Annotated in this window: 20 protein-coding genes; 11 read left to right on the forward strand and 9 right to left on the reverse strand. The window is 60.6% G+C overall.

Going from position 1 to position 19,994, the window contains the following annotated elements; all coding sequences use genetic code 11:
• Nucleotides 1-76: 76 nt before the first annotated feature.
• Both AC1DVH_RS15380 and AC1DVH_RS15385 read right to left on the reverse strand, forming a co-directional pair.
• Complete coding sequence (locus AC1DVH_RS15380) at nucleotides 77-844, reverse strand: TerC family protein (protein ID WP_477754523.1); 768 nt, start codon at nucleotides 842-844, stop codon at nucleotides 77-79.
• Between the two features lie 85 nt (nucleotides 845-929).
• Nucleotides 930-2,237: a CitMHS family transporter gene (locus AC1DVH_RS15385; protein WP_477754524.1), complete on the reverse strand. Its 1,308-nt coding sequence runs from the start codon at nucleotides 2,235-2,237 to the stop codon at nucleotides 930-932.
• Between the two features lie 366 nt (nucleotides 2,238-2,603).
• On the opposite strand from AC1DVH_RS15385, the gene AC1DVH_RS15390 reads away from it, so the two are divergent.
• On the forward strand, nucleotides 2,604-3,005 hold the full coding sequence (locus AC1DVH_RS15390) for a GFA family protein (protein WP_477754525.1): 402 nt from the start codon (nucleotides 2,604-2,606) through the stop codon (nucleotides 3,003-3,005).
• On the opposite strand, the gene AC1DVH_RS15395 is transcribed toward AC1DVH_RS15390, so the two are convergent.
• Nucleotides 3,006-3,332 (reverse strand): DOPA 4,5-dioxygenase family protein, encoded by a 327-nt coding sequence (locus tag AC1DVH_RS15395; RefSeq protein WP_477754526.1) that lies wholly within the window; start codon nucleotides 3,330-3,332, stop codon nucleotides 3,006-3,008. It lies immediately after the preceding gene.
• An 86-nt stretch (nucleotides 3,333-3,418) separates the two neighbouring features.
• On the opposite strand from AC1DVH_RS15395, the gene AC1DVH_RS15400 reads away from it, so the two are divergent.
• Nucleotides 3,419-4,081, forward strand: a complete 663-nt coding sequence (locus tag AC1DVH_RS15400; RefSeq protein ID WP_477754527.1) for an NAD(P)-dependent oxidoreductase — start codon at nucleotides 3,419-3,421, stop codon at nucleotides 4,079-4,081.
• Here the strand turns inward: AC1DVH_RS15400 and AC1DVH_RS15405 are convergent.
• Complete coding sequence (locus AC1DVH_RS15405; RefSeq protein ID WP_477754528.1) at nucleotides 4,078-5,028, reverse strand: choline sulfate utilization transcriptional regulator; 951 nt, start codon at nucleotides 5,026-5,028, stop codon at nucleotides 4,078-4,080. The genes AC1DVH_RS15400 and AC1DVH_RS15405 overlap by 4 nt on opposite strands.
• 114 nt (nucleotides 5,029-5,142) lie before the next feature.
• Here AC1DVH_RS15405 and betC point away from each other — a divergent pair, with 114 nt between their 5' ends.
• The 3 genes from betC (at nucleotide 5,143) to AC1DVH_RS15420 (ending at nucleotide 9,353) form a co-directional block, all read left to right on the forward strand.
• Nucleotides 5,143-6,657: a choline-sulfatase gene (gene betC / locus AC1DVH_RS15410; RefSeq protein WP_477754529.1), complete on the forward strand. Its 1,515-nt coding sequence runs from the start codon at nucleotides 5,143-5,145 to the stop codon at nucleotides 6,655-6,657.
• Between the two features lie 16 nt (nucleotides 6,658-6,673).
• A complete protein-coding gene (gene choX, locus AC1DVH_RS15415) occupies nucleotides 6,674-7,594 on the forward strand; it encodes a choline ABC transporter substrate-binding protein (RefSeq protein WP_477754530.1) in 921 nt (306 codons plus the stop codon).
• 190 nt (nucleotides 7,595-7,784) lie between these two features.
• Complete coding sequence (locus tag AC1DVH_RS15420) at nucleotides 7,785-9,353, forward strand: SulP family inorganic anion transporter (protein WP_477754531.1); 1,569 nt, start codon at nucleotides 7,785-7,787, stop codon at nucleotides 9,351-9,353.
• A gap of 131 nt (nucleotides 9,354-9,484) precedes the next feature.
• Here AC1DVH_RS15420 and aroE read toward each other — a convergent pair whose 3' ends face one another.
• Nucleotides 9,485-10,306, reverse strand: coding sequence for a shikimate dehydrogenase (aroE, locus tag AC1DVH_RS15425; protein WP_477754532.1), 822 nt, complete (start codon nucleotides 10,304-10,306; stop codon nucleotides 9,485-9,487).
• Nucleotides 10,307-10,319: 13 nt separating this feature from the next.
• Nucleotides 10,320-11,234 (reverse strand): oxygen-dependent coproporphyrinogen oxidase, encoded by a 915-nt coding sequence (hemF, locus tag AC1DVH_RS15430; RefSeq protein ID WP_477754533.1) that lies wholly within the window; start codon nucleotides 11,232-11,234, stop codon nucleotides 10,320-10,322.
• 163 nt (nucleotides 11,235-11,397) lie between these two features.
• Here hemF and AC1DVH_RS15435 point away from each other — a divergent pair, with 163 nt between their 5' ends.
• Entirely contained in the window at nucleotides 11,398-12,375 is a 978-nt protein-coding gene (locus tag AC1DVH_RS15435; protein ID WP_477754534.1) for an NADPH:quinone reductase, read from the forward strand.
• Nucleotides 12,376-12,462: 87 nt separating this feature from the next.
• Here AC1DVH_RS15435 and tsaC read toward each other — a convergent pair whose 3' ends face one another.
• From tsaC to AC1DVH_RS15450, 3 genes are all read right to left on the reverse strand, one after another.
• The gene (gene tsaC, locus AC1DVH_RS15440; protein ID WP_347909892.1) at nucleotides 12,463-13,020 is read right to left on the reverse strand and encodes an L-threonylcarbamoyladenylate synthase type 1 TsaC; all 558 of its coding nucleotides are present in this window, start codon (nucleotides 13,018-13,020) and stop codon (nucleotides 12,463-12,465) included.
• A gap of 54 nt (nucleotides 13,021-13,074) precedes the next feature.
• Nucleotides 13,075-14,181 carry a DNA-processing protein DprA gene (gene dprA, locus AC1DVH_RS15445; RefSeq protein ID WP_477754535.1) on the reverse strand — a complete coding sequence of 369 codons (1,107 nt, stop codon included), beginning with the start codon at nucleotides 14,179-14,181 and terminating at the stop codon, nucleotides 13,075-13,077.
• An 81-nt stretch (nucleotides 14,182-14,262) separates the two neighbouring features.
• Complete coding sequence (locus AC1DVH_RS15450; protein WP_477754536.1) at nucleotides 14,263-15,087, reverse strand: peptidoglycan-binding protein; 825 nt, start codon at nucleotides 15,085-15,087, stop codon at nucleotides 14,263-14,265.
• Nucleotides 15,088-15,260: 173 nt separating this feature from the next.
• Here AC1DVH_RS15450 and def point away from each other — a divergent pair, with 173 nt between their 5' ends.
• The 5 genes from def to AC1DVH_RS15475 all read left to right on the forward strand — a co-directional run bounded on the left by def (nucleotide 15,261) and on the right by AC1DVH_RS15475 (nucleotide 19,992).
• Complete coding sequence (def, locus tag AC1DVH_RS15455) at nucleotides 15,261-15,767, forward strand: peptide deformylase (RefSeq protein ID WP_477754537.1); 507 nt, start codon at nucleotides 15,261-15,263, stop codon at nucleotides 15,765-15,767.
• A gap of 57 nt (nucleotides 15,768-15,824) precedes the next feature.
• Entirely contained in the window at nucleotides 15,825-16,784 is a 960-nt protein-coding gene (fmt, locus tag AC1DVH_RS15460) for a methionyl-tRNA formyltransferase (RefSeq protein WP_477754538.1), read from the forward strand.
• On the forward strand, nucleotides 16,781-18,091 hold the full coding sequence (gene rsmB, locus AC1DVH_RS15465) for a 16S rRNA (cytosine(967)-C(5))-methyltransferase RsmB (protein WP_477754539.1): 1,311 nt from the start codon (nucleotides 16,781-16,783) through the stop codon (nucleotides 18,089-18,091). The genes fmt and rsmB overlap by 4 nt, the downstream gene beginning before the upstream one ends.
• Before the next feature lie 22 nt (nucleotides 18,092-18,113).
• The gene (trkA, locus tag AC1DVH_RS15470) at nucleotides 18,114-19,490 is read left to right on the forward strand and encodes a Trk system potassium transporter TrkA (protein WP_429386834.1); all 1,377 of its coding nucleotides are present in this window, start codon (nucleotides 18,114-18,116) and stop codon (nucleotides 19,488-19,490) included.
• Between the two features lie 178 nt (nucleotides 19,491-19,668).
• Nucleotides 19,669-19,992 (forward strand): tetratricopeptide repeat protein, encoded by a 324-nt coding sequence (locus AC1DVH_RS15475; protein ID WP_223459118.1) that lies wholly within the window; start codon nucleotides 19,669-19,671, stop codon nucleotides 19,990-19,992.
• The last annotated feature ends 2 nt before the right edge of the window (nucleotides 19,993-19,994 follow it).

A 19,994-nucleotide genomic window follows, 5' to 3' on the forward strand; every position in this document is an offset into this window, starting at 1 on the left:
CGTTAACGAAAACGCGTGTTTACGAGGTAAACACGGAGCGCTCGAGTCCATCGCGAGCAAGCTCGCTCCTACAGGGTTACTGGCCCGGAATGTCCTTGCGCAGCTTTACCGGATCCTGCTGTTTCTTCTTTTTCGTGATGGCAGTGCGCATCCTGATGTTGATCGCTTCCACCGCCAGCGAGAACGCCATGGCGAAGTAGACGTAGCCTTTTGGCACGTGCACGTCGAAGGATTCGGCAATCAGCACCGTACCGACGATCAACAGGAACGACAGCGCCAGCATTTTCAGCGACGGGTGCTTGTCGATGAACTCGCTGATGGTGCCGGAAGCCCACATCATCACCAGCACAGCCACGATGATCGCGGCGATCATGACCGGAACGTGGGAGACCATGCCGACCGCGGTGATCACCGAGTCCAGGGAGAACACGATGTCGATGATTGCGATCTGGATGATGGTGTAGAGGAAGTTGCCGCCCTTGCCCGAAGGTTCGTCGTTGCTTTCATCTTCACCTTCCAGCGCGTGGTACATCTCTTGCGAGCTTTTCCACAGCAGGAACAGACCACCGAAGAACAGGATCAGGTCGCGTCCGGAAATACCCTGGCCGAAGACTACGAACAGGTCCGCCGTCAGGCGCATGACCCAGGTGATCGACAGCAGAAGCAGGATTCGCGTGACCATGGCCAGCGCCAGACCGAAAATCCGGGTGCGCGCCTGCATGTGCTTGGGCATGCGGCTGACCAGGATCGAAATCATGATGATGTTATCGATACCCAGGACGATTTCCAGGGCGGTCAGGGTGAAGAAGGCAACCCAGATTTCAGGGTTGGTCAGCCATTCCATGTGTATTCCTTTGAGCAATTGTTAAACCACAACGGGCCCGGGCTTCAAACAGCGAAGCCTGGACCCGAAGTGGTGAGTCTTGGGCTTATAGAGTGCTGAACACCGGGAAAGTCCCCAACAGCAATGCAGCAATCAGTATGCAGGTACAAACCAGCACTGCCCACTTGAGGGTGAAGCGCTGGTGGTCACCGAAATCGATGCCGGCCAGGGCCACCAACAGGTAGGTCGATGGAACCAGCGGGCTCAACAGGTGGACGGGCTGACCGACGATCGAGGCACGTGCCATTTCCACCGCGGTTATACCGTAATGGCTGGCGGCCTCGGCAAGAACCGGTAACACGCCGTAATAAAATGCATCGTTCGACATGAAGAAGGTGAACGGCATGCTGACCAGCGCCGTGATCACCGCCAGGTACGGGCCGAGGAAATCCGGAATCACCGCCAGCAGGCTTTTCGACATGGCATCGACCATCCCGGTGCCGGTCAGGATACCGGTGAAGATACCGGCCGCAAAGATCAACCCGACTACCGCCAGAACGCTACCGGCGTGAGCCGCCACGCGATCCTTCTGCTGTTGCAGGCAAGGATAGTTGACGATCATGGCGATACTGAACGCCACCATGAACAGCACCGGCAACGGCAGCAGGCCGGCGATCAGGGTGCCCATCAGGGCCAGGGTCAGGGCGCCGTTGAACCAGATCAGGTTCGGACGACGGGCATCCGGGAACTGCGAAACGCTGATTTCGCTGTGGTCGATTTCATCGCCCACCAGGTGCAGTTCACCCAGGCGAGCACGTTCACGCTTGCCGTAGAAGTAGGCGATGACCAGGATCGCCACCACACCGGCCAACATCGCAGGAATCATCGGTACGAAGATGTCGGACGGGTCAACATGCAACGCACTGGCAGCGCGAGCGGTCGGGCCGCCCCATGGGGTCATGTTCATCACGCCACCGGCGAGGATGATCAGGCCGGCCATGATCCGCGGGCTCATGCCGATACGGCTGTAGAGCGGCAGCATGGCAGCCACGCAGATCATATAAGTGGTCGCGCCGTCACCATCGAGGGAAACGACGAGCGCCAGTACGGCGGTGCCGACCGAAACTTTCAGCGGGTCGCCCTTGACCAGTTTGAGGATCTTGCGCACGGCCGGGTCGAACAGGCCGGAGTCGATCATCAGGGCGAAGTACAGAATAGCGAACATCAGCATCACGCCGGTTGGCGCAAGCTTGGTGATGCCTTCGAGCATCATCGGGCCGATCTTCGGCGAAAAACCGCCGAACAGGGCAAAGATGATCGGAATGATGATCAGGGCGATCAGCGCGGACAGGCGCTTGGTCATGATCAGGAACATGAACGTGATGACCATGGCGAAGCCAAGGAAAGTCAGCATGGGAATACTCCAGGCGTAGCGCGACTAGGGAATGGGCAGATCGGGCGGGATCAGCGCAGAACGGGAAGCACGAGACGTACGGGCGGAGTTACAGCGAAGTGGCGGGTAGAAGAGGACATCAGAATCACCATTGTTGTTGTTAAATGGGCTGTGCGAGCAATAAAACGCTGGCATTGGCCAACCGGTCTGTTGCCGGTAGTGGGGGCGATCCTAATCGGGGAAGCTTTCAGCCAGCTTTCGAGAATGAAAGCGTTGACCGGAAGTACAACCGGTCGTCGGATTGGGACAATGAGGTGTAAATCGGGTTGAGGCCTTCGCAAGCAGGCTCGCGAAGGCGTCAGTCAATCCACGTCAGGAGGAAACAGCATGGTCGAAGTTCACACCGGCGGCTGCCACTGCGGGCAACTGCGCTATCAATTCAGCGGGCCGCCGCACGACATCGCCCACTGCCATTGCTCGATTTGCCGGCGGGTCAGCGGCGGCATCGTGACCACCTGGATCACCGTGCCAGCATCAGCCTTTCAATGGCTGGCCGGGACGCCATCGCGGTACGATTCTTCATCCACCTGTGCGCGATATTTCTGCGGCCACTGTGGGGCGCAACTGGCGCTGGTGACGCACCTGAGCCCGGAAAGCATCGACCTGACCATCGCCACCCTCGACCATCCCGAGCAAGCACCGGCCGAGCGGCACATCTGGACCGACAACCGTTTGCCATGGCTGCACCTGGACGAACATTTGCCCGGCGAGGCTGGAGAAACACTCTGATCAAAAAATAGACAGGTCCAGCGGACGAATAGCGCCCATCCAGATCGCGTGCTCGGTGTGGTCAAGCAGATCGTTGCCGGTGTCCGGGTGCAGAAATACCACCAGACCCTTGCGGTTCAGCGCCAGCCACGGCAGCACGTCGCCCAGCACCTGCGGCTCGAACGCCAACTGGCAGCTCCAGTCCGGGTGCGGACCGACCGGGCGTTCGTGCACGCGACCCATTTTCAGTGGAAACAAACGCGCCGCCTGTTCACACAAGGCCCGCGCCTGCCCGATCGTGCTGGCATCGAAATAAACGTGGGCGTGGTAACCCGTGATCTGCTGCATCTGAACCCCTCTGAAAACTGTTCGAACCCTCGCCGGTTCCTGCGGGTCAAACATCATATAGGCGCTGGAAAACAGGAAGCCCAGCCATGAAAAATGCCGAAACCCCCGTCGTGAAAGTGGTGCTGTATGGTGCCATGAGTAGCCTGGGCAGTGCGCTGATGGCTGAAATGCTGCGGCGCCAGCATGAAGTGATCGCAATTCTCGATGACCTCAATGCACTGGCACCCCGTCCGGGGCTGCGCACCAAGACTGGCGATCTGTTCGACGCACAACGGGTCAAGCAGAGTGTGGCCGGCAGCTCCGTGGTCATCTGTTTACTGGACGCTCCAGGCTTACCGTTCAACAGCGAACACGTAGAAAAAACCATCGTACCGGGCCCAGTCGAGCAGGTGCTGGCAGTGGATGCACTAATCGATGGCATGCAGACAGCAAACATTTCCCGATTGTTTCTGGTGGGTGATTTCGACGTGCTGGACGATCCGGAAGTCGAGGACAGCTTGCAACGTCACGCCGCCGAGGAAATCCGCGAGGCACTGCAAAGCAGTCCTTTGAAGTGGACGCTGGTTAACGAACCGCGCGGAGTACCGGGGCTGACCATCGAACATTTTGCCGAAATCGGTGGCAACCTCGAGCCGCGGTTGGCCGAACCGCTGGAACGGCTGGCCCGCACCGCCGTGGGCATTGCCGATGAATTGCACTTGAACCTGCACATCCGAGAGCACGTCAACTTCATCGCAACCGACAGCTAAACCGCAATGGACGGCAGCGTCAGGCCGTTGAGCGATTRCGCACTGCGGGCCTGCTCGGCCATCAACCAATCCACAAACTGTTGAATTAACGCTCCGCGTCTTTTGCGCTGGGGCAGCACCACGTAGTAACCCAGCCTCGACATCACCGTTTCGCCGATCGGTCGGCACAACAATCCTTGCGCCAGCAAGTTATCCACAAGGTGCCGCCAGCCAATGGCTACGCCCTGGCCGCCAATCGCCGCCTGAATCAACAAAGTGTAATTGTCGAAGCGCAACTGCCCGGGCGCCGGGGGCGAGGTGATGCCCAGCTCGCGGAACACACCACTCCAGTCGAACCAGTTACTGCTGTGTTCCCCACGCAGGTGCAGCAACGGAAACTCCAGCAATGCCTGGGCCGGCAAGGGCAGGGGACGTTCGCTCAACAACTGCGGGCTGCATACCGGAAACACTTCCTCGCTGAACAGCCAATGGCTCTCACCCTGCTTGAAGCGGCCATCGCCGAACAGCACCGCCACATCGATATCGGTACGTAGCATGTTATGGCTGCGTTCACTGGTGACCAGGCTGACATCCACTTGCGGATTGGCCGCGTGAAAGCGGTGCAAACGCGGCATCAACCAATAGGCGGCGAAGGCAAAATCCGTGGCCACCTGCAGCACTTCATGCTGTTGCTGTGCGCTGATTGCGCTCAATCCTGCGTCTATGTTCTGCAAACCGAGCTGAACCTGCTCAAAAAGTATCTGCCCGGCCTCAGTCAACTCAATACCGCGATAAATACGGTCGAACAGGCGTGTCGCCAGTTGTTCTTCCAGGCGCTTGATCTGCTGGCTGATGGCCGGTTGCGTGGTGCCCAGTTCAACCGCCGCCGCGGTAAAGCTGCGCTGACGGGCCGCCGCTTCGAAGGCGCGAAGCAGATCCAGTGACAGGTCACCAAGGGCGTCATACATAAGCTGTACTTATCCTAGTCATTGCCGTGCGTGGGCTTTACCGCAAGGTGCCGGGGTTTCATTCTCGAAGCCAGCACTCTCGCATAAACATCCACTATGGAATGCCGCGATCACATGAAGCGCAAGAACATTCTTTTCATCATGGCCGATCAAATGGCCGCGCCAATGTTGCCGTTCTACGGCCCATCGCCCATCAAACTGCCTCATCTCAGCCGCCTCGCCGCACAAGGCGTGGTGTTCGACTCCGCTTATTGCAACAGCCCCCTGTGCGCGCCGTCGCGTTTCACCCTGGTCAGCGGCCAGTTGCCGAGCAAGATCGGCGCCTACGACAACGCCGCCGATTTCCCCGCCGACGTACCGACCTACGCCCACTACCTGCGCCGCCTCGGCTACCGCACTGCCCTGTCGGGCAAGATGCATTTCTGCGGCCCGGACCAGTTGCACGGCTACGAAGAACGCCTGACCAGCGACATCTACCCGGCCGACTACGGCTGGGCGGTGAACTGGGATGAACCGGACGTGCGCCCGACCTGGTATCACAACATGTCGTCGGTGCTGCAAGCCGGCCCGTGCGTGCGCACCAATCAGTTGGATTTCGACGAAGAGGTGGTGTTCAAGGCCCAGCAGTACCTGTTCGACCATATCCGCGAGGATGGCAACCAGCCGTTCTGCCTGACTGTTTCGATGACTCACCCACACGATCCGTACACGATTCCCAAGGCTTTCTGGGATCTGTACGACGATGCCGATATCCCGCTGCCTACAACCCCGGACCCGCATGCCCTCGATCCGCACTCGCAACGTCTGCTCAAGGTCTACGACCTGTGGGACAAGCCGCTGCCTGTGGATAAGATCCGCGATGCCCGCCGTGCCTATTTCGGCGCGTGCAGCTATATCGACAGCAACGTCGGCAAACTCCTGCAAACCCTCGAAGATACCGGGCTGATCGATGACACCATCATCGTGTTTTCCGGCGATCACGGCGACATGCTCGGCGAGCGCGGCCTCTGGTACAAAATGCACTGGTATGAAATGGCCGCACGGGTGCCGCTGCTGATAAGCGCACCGGGGCAGTTCGGCGCTGGTCGGGTCAGCGCCAGTGTTTCCACGGCGGACCTGTTGCCGACCTTCGTCGAACTGGCCGGCGGCTCGCTGGAGCCGGGCTTGCCGCTGGACGGCCGCTCTCTGGTCCCGCACCTGCAAGGGCAGGGCGGCCACGACGAGGTGTTCGGCGAATACATGGCCGAAGGCACCATCAGCCCGCTGATGATGATCCGTCGCGGTGCCTACAAATTCATCTACAGCGAAGACGACCCTTGCCTACTCTTCGACGTACACAACGACCCTAGCGAACTGGAAGAACTCAGTCATTCGCTGCAACATCACCATCTTTTCGACGATTTTCTTGCCGAAGCGCGGGCCAAATGGAACATTCCGGCGATTCACCAGCAGGTGCTCGCCAGCCAGCGGCGTCGGCGCTTCGTGGCCGAGGCACTGACCCTCGGCAAGCTGAAGAGCTGGGATCACCAGCCACTGGTGGACGCCAGTCAGCAGTACATGCGCAACCACATCGACCTCGACGATCTGGAGCGTAAAGCACGTTATCCACAACCCTGCCAAAACCAATAATGTTAAGGGGAAGTCCATGCAAAGGTTATCCACAGTACTGACGGTCGGGCTCCTGACTCTGGGCAGTGCATCGGCGTTTGCCGATCAGAGTTGCGAGACCGTGAAAATGGCCGACCCGGGCTGGAGCGACATCGCCGCGACCAATGCCATCACCGGGTTTCTGCTCGACGGCATGGGCTACAAGGCCAAGGTCGACACCCTCGCGGTACCGATCACCTTTGGCGGGCTCAAGGATGGCCAGGTCGATGTGTTCCTGGGTAACTGGATGCCGGCGCAGCAGGGCTTCTATGACAAGTTCGTCGCCAACGGCGATGTCACGCAACTGACGAAGAACCTCGACGGCACCGAATTCACCCTCGCCGTTCCGGACTACGTGTGGGACGCGGGTGTGCATGACTTTGCCGACCTGAACAAATACGCCGACAAGTTCGACCGCAAGATCTACGGCATCGGCTCCGGCGCGCCGGCGAACATCTCGCTGCAAGAGATCATCAAGAAAAACGATTTCGATATGGGCCAGTGGAAACTGGTCGAGTCCAGCGAGCAGGCAATGCTGGCAGAAGTGTCCCGCGCGGTGAAAAAACAGAAATTCGTGACCTTCCTTGGCTGGACCCCACACCCGATGAACGTGCAGCTGAAAATGCACTATCTGAAGGGTGGCGAGAAATACTTCGGCGACACCGGCAGTGTGCATACCCTGACCCGTAAAGGTTATGCACAGGCCTGCCCGAACGTTGGCAAACTGCTGACCAACCTGAATTTCACCCAGGACATGGAAAACAGCATCATGGCCGAGGTGGTGAACAAGAAAGTCAGCAATGCCGACGCGGCCAAGGCGTGGATCAAGGCCAACCCGGCGGTGCTGGATAAATGGCTCGATGGCGTGAAGACCGTGGATGGCAAGGACGCGTTGCCGGCGGTCAAAGCCAAGTTGTAACGCCATCTGTGGCGAGGGAGCTTGCTCCCGCTCGGCTGCGCAGCAGACGCAATCCGGTTACCTCGATGAGACAGACACATCGTGATTACCCTTTTGGGACCGCTGCGCGGTCCAGCGGGAGCAAGCTCCCTCGCCACAATGATTGTCCGGTCCTGATACTCTTTCGTAAAAATCCCACCCGAGAGGCCCCATGGCCCTGCCAAGCCGCCATTCACTCTTCCCTTTCCTCACCTGGCTACCCCGGCAAACCCGCGCCAGTGTTGGTCGTGACCTGATCGTTGGCCTCAGCGGCGCGATTCTCGCGTTGCCGCAATCCATTGCCTACGCACTCATCGCGGGTCTCCCACCTGAATACGGCCTGTACGCGGCGATCATCCCGGTATTGATCGCCTGCCTGTGGGGCTCGTCGTGGCATCTGATCTGCGGTCCTACGGCGGCCATCTCGATTGTCTTGTACGCCAGCGTCAGTCCTCTGGCCGTTCCGGCGTCGCAGGACTACGTCATGTTGATCCTGTTGCTGACGTTTCTTGCCGGCCTCTTTCAGTGGCTGCTGGGTTTGCTGCGGTTTGGCGCCCTGGTGAATTTCGTCTCTCACTCGGTGGTGCTGGGTTTCACCCTGGGTGCTGCCGTGGTGATTGCCATCGGTCAATTGCCTAACCTGCTGGGGCTGGACTTGCCCAGCCAGGCCACCGCGCTGGACAGTTTCATCACGTTGCTGCGCCATCTAGGCGAAATGGACAAACCTTCGCTGGCGCTGGGGCTGGCGACGGTGGTGGTGGGCGTGATCCTCAAGCTGTGGTTGCCACGCTGGCCGACGCTCTTGATCACCCTGATTCTCGGCGGTTTGCTGGTTTGGCTCTGGCCATCAATGTTTGGCCATGTGCAACTGGTCAGCGCCTTCACTGGCAAACTGCCGCCCTTCAGTCCGTTGCCGCTGGACCTCGATCTGATCCTGCGCCTGCTACCCAGCGCGGTAGCGGTCGGAATGCTCGGGCTGGTCACCAGCCTGTCGATTGCCCGCTCGATTTCTGCACGTTCGCAGCAATTACTCGACGCGAATCAGGAAGTTCGTGCCCAAGGCCTGTCGAACTTCGTCGGTGCGTTTTTTTCCGGCTCGCTGTCGGCCGGCTCCTTCACTCGCTCAGCCCTGAGCTATGAAGCAGGGGCCTGTTCGCCACTGGCCGGGGTTTTTTCGGCATTGTGGGTGGCGCTGTTTGCGATCTTCGGCGCGAGCCTGATCGCGCACATCCCGATTCCGGCCATGGCCGGCAGCATTCTGTTGATCGCCTGGGGACTGGTGGACCATCGCGGCATTCGCGCGTTGTTGCGGGTCAGCCGCGCTGAGTTCGTGGTCATGGCGCTGACCTGCGTCGCCACGCTGCTGCTGGAACTGCAGACAGCGATCTACGCTGGCGTGCTGGCCTCGCTTTTTTTCTACCTCAAGCGCACATCGCAACCACGGGTGCAGCATGTGCGAGATGGCGAGGAGGACATTCTGCGGGTGGGCGGTTCGATCTTTTTTGGCGCCAGCCATTACCTGCAAGTGCGCCTGCAACGCATGCACGGCGCGCGCGTGGTGATCGAGGCGCAGCAGATCAACTTCATCGACTATTCAGGGGTGGAAATGCTGCATCAGGAAGCGCGGCGCCTGCTGCGCCAGGACCGCAGCCTGACCTTGCGCCGGGCTCGGCCGCAGGTGGTGGAAGAGCTGAGGAAGCTGGAAGGGGCGGAAAAATGCCCGATCCGGTTTGAGGATTGAAACACCGCTCTCTGTAGGAGCGAGCTTGCTCGCGAAAAACCTGAGAGCGCAGCTGGGCATCTGGTTTTGCGCATTATCGTTCACGACCTTCGTCGGAACGCCGCCCGGAGCAAGCTCGCTCCTACAGTAGGTTATAGGGCCAACTGTCGGCGAAGTTCAGCCAACACCGGTACCGTATCCGGGCGTATGCCGCGCCACAGGAAGAACGCCTCCGCCGCTTGCTCGGCCAGCATGCCCAAGCCATCCATCGCCACCGCCGCCCCGTGTTCGCTGGCCCAGCGGCAGAACGAGGTCGGTTCCTTGCCGTACATCATGTCGTAGCACACTGTTTTGCCCGGTTCGATCAGGCTGGGCGCAATCGGCGGCACATCGCCCGTCAGGCTCGCGGAGGTCGCATTGATGATCAGATCCACCGACTCCTGCAACCAGTCGTAGCCGCTGGCCGAGACCGGCCCCAGATCGCAGAACAGTTCCGCCAGCAACTCGGCCTTGTCCACCGTGCGGTTAGCGATGATCACCGATGCCGGTTGCTCGGCCAGCAACGGCTCCAAAGCACCGCGCACCGCGCCGCCAGCGCCGAGCAACAGGATGCGTTTGCCCTTGAGGCTGAATCCGGCGTTGACCGTCAGATCGCGCACCAGCCCGGCACCGTCGGTATTGTCGCCCAGCAGACTGCCATCGGCCAGTTTGCTCAGGGTGTTCACCGCTCCGGCCCGTTGCGCCCGCGCCGTCAGGCTGTTCGCCAATCGATAGGCTTCTTCCTTGAACGGCACCGTCACATTGGCACCGCGACCCTCGAGGAAAAACGTCCGGGCACAGGTGGAAAAGTCGTCGAGTGGCGCCAGCAGCGTGTTGTAGTCCAGCTTTTGCGCGGTCTGCTGGGCGAACAGACGATGGATCAACGGCGACTTGCTGTGGCCAATCGGGTTACCGAATACGACATAACGGTCCATCAGGATTCCTCATTCAGGCTTCGGCCAACCAATCGCGGTCTTGCAGGAAATACTCGGTCAGGCGCGCTTCTTCGCTGCCAGGCTCGGCCTTCCAGTCGTAACCCCAGCGCACTTGTGGTGGCAGCGACATCAAGATCGACTCGGTCCGTCCACCCGATTGCAGGCCGAACAACGTGCCACGGTCGTAGACCAGATTGAATTCAACATAGCGGCCACGGCGGAATTCCTGGAACTCGCGCTGCTTGGCTGTGAACGCATCGTTCTTGCGGCGCTGCACGATCGGCAGATAGGCGTCGATGTACGCGTCGCCGATGGCGCGCATGAAGGCGAAGCTGGTGTCAAAGTCCCACTCGTTCAGGTCGTCGAAAAACAACCCGCCGATGCCGCGCGGCTCGTGGCGATGCTTGATGTGGAAGTAGCTGTCGCACCAGGCCTTGTAACGCGGGTAAACGTCCGGGCCAAACGGCGCACAGGCCTGCTCGGCGACGCGGTGCCAGTGGATGCAGTCTTCTTCGTTGCCGTAATACGGGGTCAGGTCGAAGCCGCCGCCAAACCACCAGACCGGTTCTTCACCTTCTTTTTCAGCGATGAAAAAGCGCACGTTGGCGTGGGAAGTCGGCACGTGCGGGTTGTGCGGGTGAATCACCAGCGACACGCCCAGGGCTTCAAAGCCACGGCCCGCCAGTTCCGGTCGATGAGCGCTGGCAGACGGTGGAAGACCGCTGCCGAAGACATGGGAAAAGTTGACGCCGCCCTTTTCAATCACCGCGCCGTTTTCGATCACGCGGGTGCGACCGCCACCGCCGGCAGGCCGGGTCCAGGCGTCTTCGACGAATTGCGTGCCGCCGTCTTCGGCTTCCAGGGCAGCGCAAATGCGCTCTTGCAGGTCGAGCAGGTAGGCTTTTACGGCCTCGGTGCGGGTCGTCATGTCATCACCTTGAATCGGGCAAAACTACGCGGTGCTCCATTGGAGCTCAGCCTGCGCAAATGGGCCCGTAGCATAACATCGCAAGTTACCCCTTCGCAGTTGACGAAGATCAAGCTTAGGAGTCCGATAGGGCGCTTGGTAAAACGACCTATGGAGAGTTCTGATGGCAAAGCGTATCCAGTTCCGCGCCCATGGCGGCCCCGAAGTGCTCGAATATGTGGATTACCAACCCGCCGAGCCAGGTCCGAAGGAAGTGCGCGTGACCAACAAGGCCATCGGCCTGAACTTCATCGACACCTATTACCGCAGCGGTTTGTATCCACCACCGTCCCTGCCGTCGGGTGTTGGCTCAGAAGGTGCGGGCGTGGTCGAGGCAGTGGGCAGCGACGTGACCCGCTTCAAGATTGGCGATCGCGTGGCCTATGGCAGCGGCCCTCTGGGCGCCTACAGCGATGTTCACGTCTTGCCCGAGGCCAATCTGGTGAAACTGCCGGACGCCATCAGCTTCGAACAGGCCGCCGGCGTGATGCTCAAGGGCCTGACCGTGCAGTACCTGCTGCGCCAGACTTATGAACTCAAGGGTGGCGAAACCATCTTGTTCCATGCGGCGGCCGGTGGGGTCGGTTCCCTGGCCTGCCAATGGGCCAGAGCCTTGGGCGTGAAGCTGATCGGCACGGTCAGCTCGGCAGAGAAAGCTGCACTGGCCAAGGCCAACGGAGCCTGGGCGACCATCGACTATAGTCATGAAAACGTCGCGCAACGCGTGCTGGAATTGACTGACGGCAAAAAAGTCCCGGTGGTGTACGACGGCGTTGGCAAAGACACCTGGCTGACTTCACTCGACAGCGCCGCGCCACGCGGGCTTGTGGTGAGTTTCGGCAATGCGTCCGGCGCGGTCGACGGCGTGAACCTGGGGATCCTGGCAGGGAAAGGCTCGCTGTACGTGACCCGGCCAACCCTCGGCACTTATGCGAACAACGCCGAGAACCTGCAACGCATGGCCGACGAGTTGTTCGAGATGATCATCAGCGGCAAGCTGACCGTGGACATCAGCCAGCGTTATCCACTGGCTGAAGCGGCGAAGGCGCAGACCGAGTTGTCGGCGCGGCGTACGACGGGCTCGGTTGTTTTGTTGCCCTGAGGACGCCTTCGCTGGCAAGCCAGCTCCTACAAGTTTCGCGATAAACCTGTAGGAGCTGGCTTGCCAGCGAAGAACGATGACGTGATATCAGTCCGGGCGCACAACCCTGCCGGTCGCCAGATCGCGAATCACGCTCGGGTTCTTGCGCCCGCCCAGATTGCCACCCAGCACCAGATCCACCTGGCCACGGAAATACTGTTCGACGCGAATCCGCGTACGTGCCGCCGGGCGCCCCTGCGGGTTGGCCGACGTCGACACCAACGGCCCGACCAGCGCGCACAAGTCCCGTACCAGCGGATGATCGCTGACGCGTAGCGCTACCGTCTCATGCACCCCGGTAATCCACTCCGGCAGCAGGTTCTGGTGCGGCACCAGCCAGGTGTTCGGACCTGGCCACGTGCTGGCCATGCGGTCCATCCACAACTCGGGAAAGTCTTCGAAGAGGAAATCGAATTGACGGATATTGTCGGCGACCAGAATCAGCCCCTTATCCACAGACCGGCCCTTGATCAGCAGCAGACGCTCCACCGCTTCCTCGTCCCACGGGTCGCACCCCAGGCCCCAGACTGCTTCGGTTGGGTAGGCAATCACCGCCCCGGCGCGAATTGCTTGCGCGGCTTGTTGCACACGCCAACTGTTGACCATGAAAAACACTCCAGAATAAGGCTCTGCGCAGTTTACCGATCTTGTTTATAAAACCTAGCTCACCCGCGCAAACCAGCGTCCGCTTTCGCACACGGCGCAGCCATCCATTTCCAGTTCCGTCAACGCAGCCAGCACTTTTGGCAAGGCCCAGCCGCTTGCGTCGGCCAGCGCTTCGCTGGTGAGAGGCGCGGCATGCAGCAGCTTCAGCAGTGGGTGAGTCGTCATAGGAGTGCAGGTTTGCGTGGATAACGACAGTCGTTGCCAACCGCGCAAGGCTTCAAGGATATGTTCGATGGTTTCCACCAGCACCGCACCGTCCCGAATCAACTGATGACAGCCGCGGGCGCCGGGGTGATGGATCGACCCGGGCATCGCAAACACCTCGCGCCCCTGTTCCGCCGCCAGCCTCGCGGTGATCAGTGAACCGCTGGCGACACTGGCTTCGACCACCAGCACCCCGAGAGACAAACCACTGATGATCCGGTTGCGCCGGGGGAAGTTGCCGGCGCTGGGGCCTGCATCCAGCGGAAACTCCGAAAGCACTGCGCTGCCCGAAGCGATCATGGCGTCCGCCAGGCGTCTATTTCGCTGTGGATAAAACTTCTCGAGCCCCGTGCCGAGCACACCGACCGTTTGCCCACCGACGTCGAGCGCGGCCTGGTGCGCGGCGGCGTCAATGCCCAGGGCCAGGCCGCTAGTAATGACAAAACCGGCACCGGCCAGGCTGCGGGAAAACGCCGCAGCGGTGTCCATCCCCGGCCGGGACGCGCGCCGGCTGCCGACCATTGCCAGTTGTGGTTTTTCCAGAATGCCCGGATTGCCCGCGACAAATAACAGCGGTGGTGCATCGCTGATTTGTGCCAGCAGTGCCGGGTAGTCCGGTTGGTCCCACATCAGTAAATGCTGGGCCGGGTGCTCTAACCAGGCCAATGCGTGGCTGGCGCCGTCACGAATCTCGGTGCTTCGTCTGGCCTCGGAACACGCCAGTGGCAAACCCAGCGAACGCCAGGCACTGGCCGGTGCGCTAATGGCTTTGGATGCCGAACCAAAGGCTTCGAGCAATTTCTTGAAACGCGCAGGACCGAGTTCCGGCAAACGATGCAGACGTAATCGAGCTTCCAGCTCCGCGGGGGAAACCGGTGTAACAGTAGACAGCGACATGGATCATCCTTGATCGTAATAAGCACCCGTACAAACGGGAATAAGCTGTGGATAACTCTGTTGGTAACTTGTGAAGCACGCTTACGGATTTCGCACCTTGTCCATCACCGACAGCGAGCGCGAAGCGCTAAGCACCAACCCATAACTGAGTTTGTCGTAGGTACGGAAAACCATCAGCAGACCAGCGCGCTCATCGGGAATTTTCAACGGCTGGCCGGTGATCCGGTCGCGCACGGTTTCGCCGGTCTTCATCACCGCAAGCAGATTGCCTTCGGCCAGGCCGTCGCGCTGCCCCTTATTCAGCGTAACCACGTCCAACTCGCCGATCTGCGTGACCCCACGCGGCACATCGATGATCAAACCGTTGATTTCGTGACTCGGTGCGTTGGGCGTGAAGGTCGAGTTGATCGCGTGCTCTTCACCGCTGAACAAGCGATCGCCGATGCGCACTTCCTGGGTCGTGCGTTGCAACGCCAGGGTGGCAACGTCGCCTTCGATGGCCACGACCTCACCGCCGCCGATGTCGTCGGCGTTGATCCCTAGAATTTCCTTGCTCTGCGGATCGGTGTAGACCTTGCCTTGGCGGAAGATGCCGTACACCGGTTGCGCCGGATCGAAATGGCCACGGGCAAAGATACGGTCACCCGCGCCGCTGAGTACGCGTTCGGCATCGCCAGCGACGATGTAGGGCGCCTTGTCGAAATCCTCGGCCTTGTCGACGATGCGGTTGCTCAGCAGAAAGCTGTTGATCGATTTCAGCGCAATGCCGGGGATAGCCTCGGTCACCGGGCTGCTGCGCACCTGAGGCGACAGCTTTATGGTGGGAATATCTTCCCGAAGTTGCACTTGCCCGTACGCCAGACCGGCCGAGGCCAGGAGCAGCAGGGCGAGTAGTGATTTCCTCATGCGGTGAATCCCTTTATTATGTACGTTCGCGTGAAACGCCAGAGCCGTCAATGGCTCGCTCCCGGCTTGCTTGTCAACAGAAGGGAGCTACGTTTTACAACGGTAGCCTGCATTTCTTCGGACCCGCCAGGCCATCGACCCGACCTTACTTCACACGTGCAATCATCAAGCTTATGGCCATTTTGAACATCCTCGAATTCCCTGATCCGCGCCTGCGCACTATCGCCAAGCCAGTGGCCGTAGTGGACGCCGAAGTGCGTCAGTTGGTCGACGACATGTTTGAAACAATGTATGAAGCGCCTGGCATCGGCCTCGCCGCTACCCAGGTCAACGTGCACAAACGTATCGTCGTGATGGACCTCTCCGAAGACCGCACCGAACCGCGAGTGTTCATCAACCCCGAGCTCGAACCGTTGACCGACGAGATGGGCCAGTATCAGGAAGGCTGCCTGTCGGTGCCGGGTTTCTACGAAAACGTCGATCGCCCGCAACGGGTCAAGGTCAAGGCGCTGGACCGCGACGGCCAGCCTTACGAACTGATCGCCGAAGATTTGCTCGCCGTGTGCATCCAGCACGAATGCGACCACCTCAACGGCAAATTGTTCGTTGATTACCTGTCCACGCTCAAACGCGACCGCATCAAGAAGAAACTGGAAAAGCTCCATCGCCAGAACGCCTGATGCCCATCTTCAAAGGCTTGCTGCGGCAAGCCTTTTTCTTTTCAAGAGACGTCACCCATGACTGAGCCACTGCGCATTGTCTTTGCCGGCACCCCGGAATTCGCCGCCGAACACCTCAAGGCCCTGCTCGACAGCCCTTACGAGATCGTCGCGGTCTACACCCAACCGGATCGTCCGGCCGGTCGCGGGCAAAAACTGATGCCGAGCCCGGTCAAGCAGCTTGCTCTAGAGAACAATATCCCGGTGCTGCAACCGCCGACCCTGCGCAACGAAGATGCTCAGGCTGAACTGGCTGCACTGAAGCCGGACTTGATGGTGGTGGTCGCCTACGGCCTGATCCTGCCGCAAGTGGTGCTGGATATTCCGCGCCTGGGTTGCATCAACAGTCACGCCTCGCTGCTGCCGCGCTGGCGTGGTGCGGCGCCGATCCAGCGCGCCGTGGAAGCGGGGGACGCCGAAAGCGGCGTGACCGTGATGCGTATGGAGGCCGGCCTCGATACCGGGCCAATGCTGCTGAAAGTCGCCACGCCGATCAGCGCCGAAGACACCGGCGGCAGCCTGCACGATCGTCTGGCCGAAATGGGCCCGCCGGCCGTGGTCCAGGCGATTGCCGGCCTCGCCGCCGCAACCCTGGAGGGCGAAGTGCAGGACGACAGCCTCGCTACCTATGCGCACAAATTGAACAAGGACGAAGCACGCATCGACTGGAGTCGCCCGGCGATTGAGCTGGAGCGTCTGGTGCGTGCCTTCAATCCGTGGCCGATCACCCACAGCACCTTGAACGGCGAAGCCCTGAAAGTGCTGGCCGCGAACCTCGCCGAAGGCAAAGGTGCCCCGGGTGAAATCCTCGGCGCCAGCAAGGACGGTCTGATCGTCGCGTGCGGTGAGCAGGCCTTGTGCCTGACCCGTCTGCAATTGCCCGGCGGCAAGGCGCTGAACTTCAGCGACCTGTTCAACAGCCGCCGTGAGAAATTCGCCACCGGCACGATCCTCGGTCAAGCGGCGGACACTCAATGAACCCGCGTCTGGCCGCCGCCAAGGCACTCGCTGCCGTCCTGAGCGGAAAAGCTTCGCTCAACAGCTCACTGCCGACCCAGATGGACAAGGTCGAAGACCGTGATCGCGGTTTCACCCAGGACCTGGCGTTCGGCACCGCGCGCTGGCAGCCACGCTTGTCGGCACTGGCGGCCAAACTGCTGCAGAAGCCGTTCAAAGCCGCCGACGCCGATGTCGAGGCCCTGTTGCTGGTCGGCCTCTATCAGTTGCTCTACACCCGCGTCCCGGCCCATGCCGCGATTGGCGAGACGGTCGGTTGCGCCGACAAGTTGAAAAAACCATGGGCCAAGGCCTTGCTCAACGCGGTTCTGCGTAACGCTCAGCGCGAAAGCGAAACGATTTTCGCCGAGCTGGAGCGTGATCCGGTGGTGCGCACCGCGCACCCACGCTGGCTGCAAAAATCCCTGAAGGCGTTCTGGCCAGAGCAATGGGAAGCCATCTGCGCCGCCAACAACGCGCATCCGCCGATGATCCTGCGGGTCAACCGTCGCCACCACAGCCGTGACGCCTACCTCGGCTTGTTGACCGACGCCGGTATCGTCGCGACTGCGTGTGTCTATAGCCGCGACGGTATCGTGCTCGAAGCCGCCGCTGACGTACGCAGCCTGCCGGGTTTCGCCGAAGGCTGGATCAGTGTGCAGGACGAAGCCGCGCAACTGGCCGCTGATCTACTGGATCTGGCGCCGGGCCAACGGGTGCTGGACGCCTGCTGCGCACCCGGCGGCAAGACCTGCCATATTCTCGAAGCCGAGCCAAAACTGGCCGGCGTCGTGGCGGTAGACCTGGAGGCCAAGCGCCTGGTGCGGGTGCGGGAAAACCTCGAACGCCTGAAACTGAGCGCCGAACTGATTGCCGCCGACGGCCGCGACACCCAGGCGTGGTGGGACGGCAAGCCGTTCCAGCGCATCCTGCTGGACGCGCCATGTTCGGCCACCGGTGTGATTCGTCGTCACCCGGACATCAAGCTGACCCGCCAACCCGACGACATCGCCGCGCTGGCGCTGCTGCAAGGCGAATTGCTCGACGCCATGTGGAACACGTTGGAGGTGGGCGGCATTCTGCTGTACGCCACTTGTTCCACGCTGCCGACCGAAAACACTGAAGTCATCGCAGCCTTCCTCGCCCGCACGCCGGGCGCCCGTGAACTGGACCTCGCCACGGCGGCCGGCATCAAACAGCCCCATGGTCGCCAGTTGCTGGCCCAGGAAGGCGGCCACGACGGGTTCTACTACGCCAAGCTGATCAAGATCGCCGCCGCTCGCGGTTAAATGGATTCAATGGAGTGAATGGATGAAAATCATCATCCTCGGAGCAGGGCAGGTGGGCGGTTCGCTGGCGGAACACCTGGCCAGCGAAGCCAACGACATCACCGTGGTCGACACCGATGGCGAACGCCTGCGCGACCTCGGCGACCGCCTGGACATCCGCACGGTGCAGGGTCGCGGTTCATTCCCGACCGTGCTGCGTCAGGCCGGGGCCGATGACGCCGACATGCTGGTCGCGGTGACCAACAGTGACGAAACCAACATGGTCGCCTGCCAGGTCGCCCACACCCTGTTCCACACTCCGACCAAAATCGCCCGGGTTCGCGAAGCCGCGTACCTGACCCGCGAAGAGCAGTTGTTCCAGAACGAAGCGATTCCGGTGGACGTGCTGATCAGCCCGGAACAAGTGGTTACCAACTACATCAAGCGCCTGATCCAGCATCCCGGCGCCTTGCAGGTGATCGACTTCGCCGAAGGCAAGGCGCAACTGGTGGCCGTGCGGGCTTATTACGGCGGGCCGCTGGTGGGTCAGCAACTGCGGCAGCTGCGCGAACACATGCCGAACGTGGAAACCCGCGTCGCGGCGATTTTCCGTCGCGACCGACCGATCCTGCCCCAAGGCGACACGGTGATCGAGGCCGACGACGAAGTATTTTTCATCGCCGCCAAAGCGAACATTCGCGCGGTCATGAGCGAAATGCGCCGTCTCGACGAAACCTACAAACGCATCGTCATCGCCGGTGGCGGGCAGATCGGCGAGCGTCTGGCCGAGGCCATCGAAAGCCGTTATCAGGTAAAGATCATCGAGATGAATCCGGCACGTTGCCGTCATCTCTCGGACCACCTCGACAGCACCGTGGTGTTGCAGGGCAGCGCTTCGGACCGCGACCTGTTGATGGAAGAGAACATTGCCGACGCCGATCTGTTCCTGGCCCTGACCAACGACGACGAAGCCAATATCATGTCTTCGCTGCTGGCCAAACGCCTCGGTGCGAAGAAGGTGATGACCATCATCAACAACCCGGCTTATGTCGATCTGATCCAGGGCGGCGACATCGACATCGCCATCAGCCCGCAACTGGCGACCATTGGCACCTTGCTGGCCCACGTGCGCCGGGGCGACATCGTCAGCGTGCACTCACTGCGCCGGGGTGCGGCAGAAGCCATCGAGGCGATCGCCCATGGCGATGCGAAATCGAGCAAGGTGATCGGCAAGGCCATCGAGAACATCGGCCTGCCACCGGGCACCACTATCGGTGCGATTATCCGCGACGAAGAAGTGATCATTGCCCATGACGACACCGTGATCGAAACGGGCGACCATGTGATTTTGTTCCTTGTGGATAAAAAGCATATTCGCGATGTGGAGAAGCTGTTCCATGTGGGGTTGAGCTTCTTCTGATCCAGATTTTTCTGGTGATCAGACTGGCCTCATCGCGAGCAAGCTCGCTCCCACAGGGTTCTCGGTCGTACACACCATTTGTGTTTCTGAAGATCAACTGTGGGAGCGAGCTTGCTCGCGATAGCGGACTTCCAGATCCCGGATAACTTCCTGACACGCCCCAAAAAGGAATCCACCAATGATCGAATCCCTGGAAAAAATGCTCGCCAAAGGTGTGGATAACGCTTTGCTACGCTTCGGCCTGGGCAAGGGCTATCTGGATCTGGGGGAGAACGCCAAGGCAGTGGAGCATTTTCAACGCTGCGTCGAATTCGATCCGAAGTATTCGGCGGCGTGGAAACTACTGGGCAAGGCCCATCTGGCGCTGGCGGACTTTGCGGCCGCGCGGCAAGCCTGGGAGCAAGGCCTGGAAGCTGCTCGCGGCCATGGTGACAAACAGGCCGAGAAGGAAATGACGGTGTTCCTGAAGAAGCTCGAGCGTCAGGCGCACGCAGGCCAATAAAG

It is taken from the genome of Pseudomonas sp. P4_C3 (genome assembly GCF_056402075.1).

What these genes read in the sequence shown, in the direction of transcription:
- tsaC (WP_347909892.1), bottom strand. Translation starts at nt 13,020, where the DNA reads ATGGTCAACAGTTGGCGTGTGCAACAAGCCGCGCAAGCAATTCGCGCC.
- AC1DVH_RS15435 (WP_477754534.1), top strand. Translation starts at nt 11,398, where the DNA reads ATGGCAAAGCGTATCCAGTTCCGCGCCCATGGCGGCCCCGAAGTGCTC.
- betC (WP_477754529.1), top strand. Translation starts at nt 5,143, where the DNA reads ATGAAGCGCAAGAACATTCTTTTCATCATGGCCGATCAAATGGCCGCG.
- AC1DVH_RS15385 (WP_477754524.1), bottom strand. Translation starts at nt 2,237, where the DNA reads ATGCTGACTTTCCTTGGCTTCGCCATGGTCATCACGTTCATGTTCCTG.
- AC1DVH_RS15420 (WP_477754531.1), top strand. Translation starts at nt 7,785, where the DNA reads ATGGCCCTGCCAAGCCGCCATTCACTCTTCCCTTTCCTCACCTGGCTA.
- fmt (WP_477754538.1), top strand. Translation starts at nt 15,825, where the DNA reads ATGACTGAGCCACTGCGCATTGTCTTTGCCGGCACCCCGGAATTCGCC.
- AC1DVH_RS15400 (WP_477754527.1), top strand. Translation starts at nt 3,419, where the DNA reads ATGAAAAATGCCGAAACCCCCGTCGTGAAAGTGGTGCTGTATGGTGCC.
- aroE (WP_477754532.1), bottom strand. Translation starts at nt 10,306, where the DNA reads ATGGACCGTTATGTCGTATTCGGTAACCCGATTGGCCACAGCAAGTCG.
- AC1DVH_RS15380 (WP_477754523.1), bottom strand. Translation starts at nt 844, where the DNA reads ATGGAATGGCTGACCAACCCTGAAATCTGGGTTGCCTTCTTCACCCTG.
- dprA (WP_477754535.1), bottom strand. Translation starts at nt 14,181, where the DNA reads ATGTCGCTGTCTACTGTTACACCGGTTTCCCCCGCGGAGCTGGAAGCT.
- AC1DVH_RS15395 (WP_477754526.1), bottom strand. Translation starts at nt 3,332, where the DNA reads ATGCAGCAGATCACGGGTTACCACGCCCACGTTTATTTCGATGCCAGC.
- rsmB (WP_477754539.1), top strand. Translation starts at nt 16,781, where the DNA reads ATGAACCCGCGTCTGGCCGCCGCCAAGGCACTCGCTGCCGTCCTGAGC.
- choX (WP_477754530.1), top strand. Translation starts at nt 6,674, where the DNA reads ATGCAAAGGTTATCCACAGTACTGACGGTCGGGCTCCTGACTCTGGGC.
- AC1DVH_RS15475 (WP_223459118.1), top strand. Translation starts at nt 19,669, where the DNA reads ATGATCGAATCCCTGGAAAAAATGCTCGCCAAAGGTGTGGATAACGCT.
- trkA (WP_429386834.1), top strand. Translation starts at nt 18,114, where the DNA reads ATGAAAATCATCATCCTCGGAGCAGGGCAGGTGGGCGGTTCGCTGGCG.
- AC1DVH_RS15450 (WP_477754536.1), bottom strand. Translation starts at nt 15,087, where the DNA reads ATGAGGAAATCACTACTCGCCCTGCTGCTCCTGGCCTCGGCCGGTCTG.
- hemF (WP_477754533.1), bottom strand. Translation starts at nt 11,234, where the DNA reads ATGACGACCCGCACCGAGGCCGTAAAAGCCTACCTGCTCGACCTGCAA.
- def (WP_477754537.1), top strand. Translation starts at nt 15,261, where the DNA reads ATGGCCATTTTGAACATCCTCGAATTCCCTGATCCGCGCCTGCGCACT.
- AC1DVH_RS15390 (WP_477754525.1), top strand. Translation starts at nt 2,604, where the DNA reads ATGGTCGAAGTTCACACCGGCGGCTGCCACTGCGGGCAACTGCGCTAT.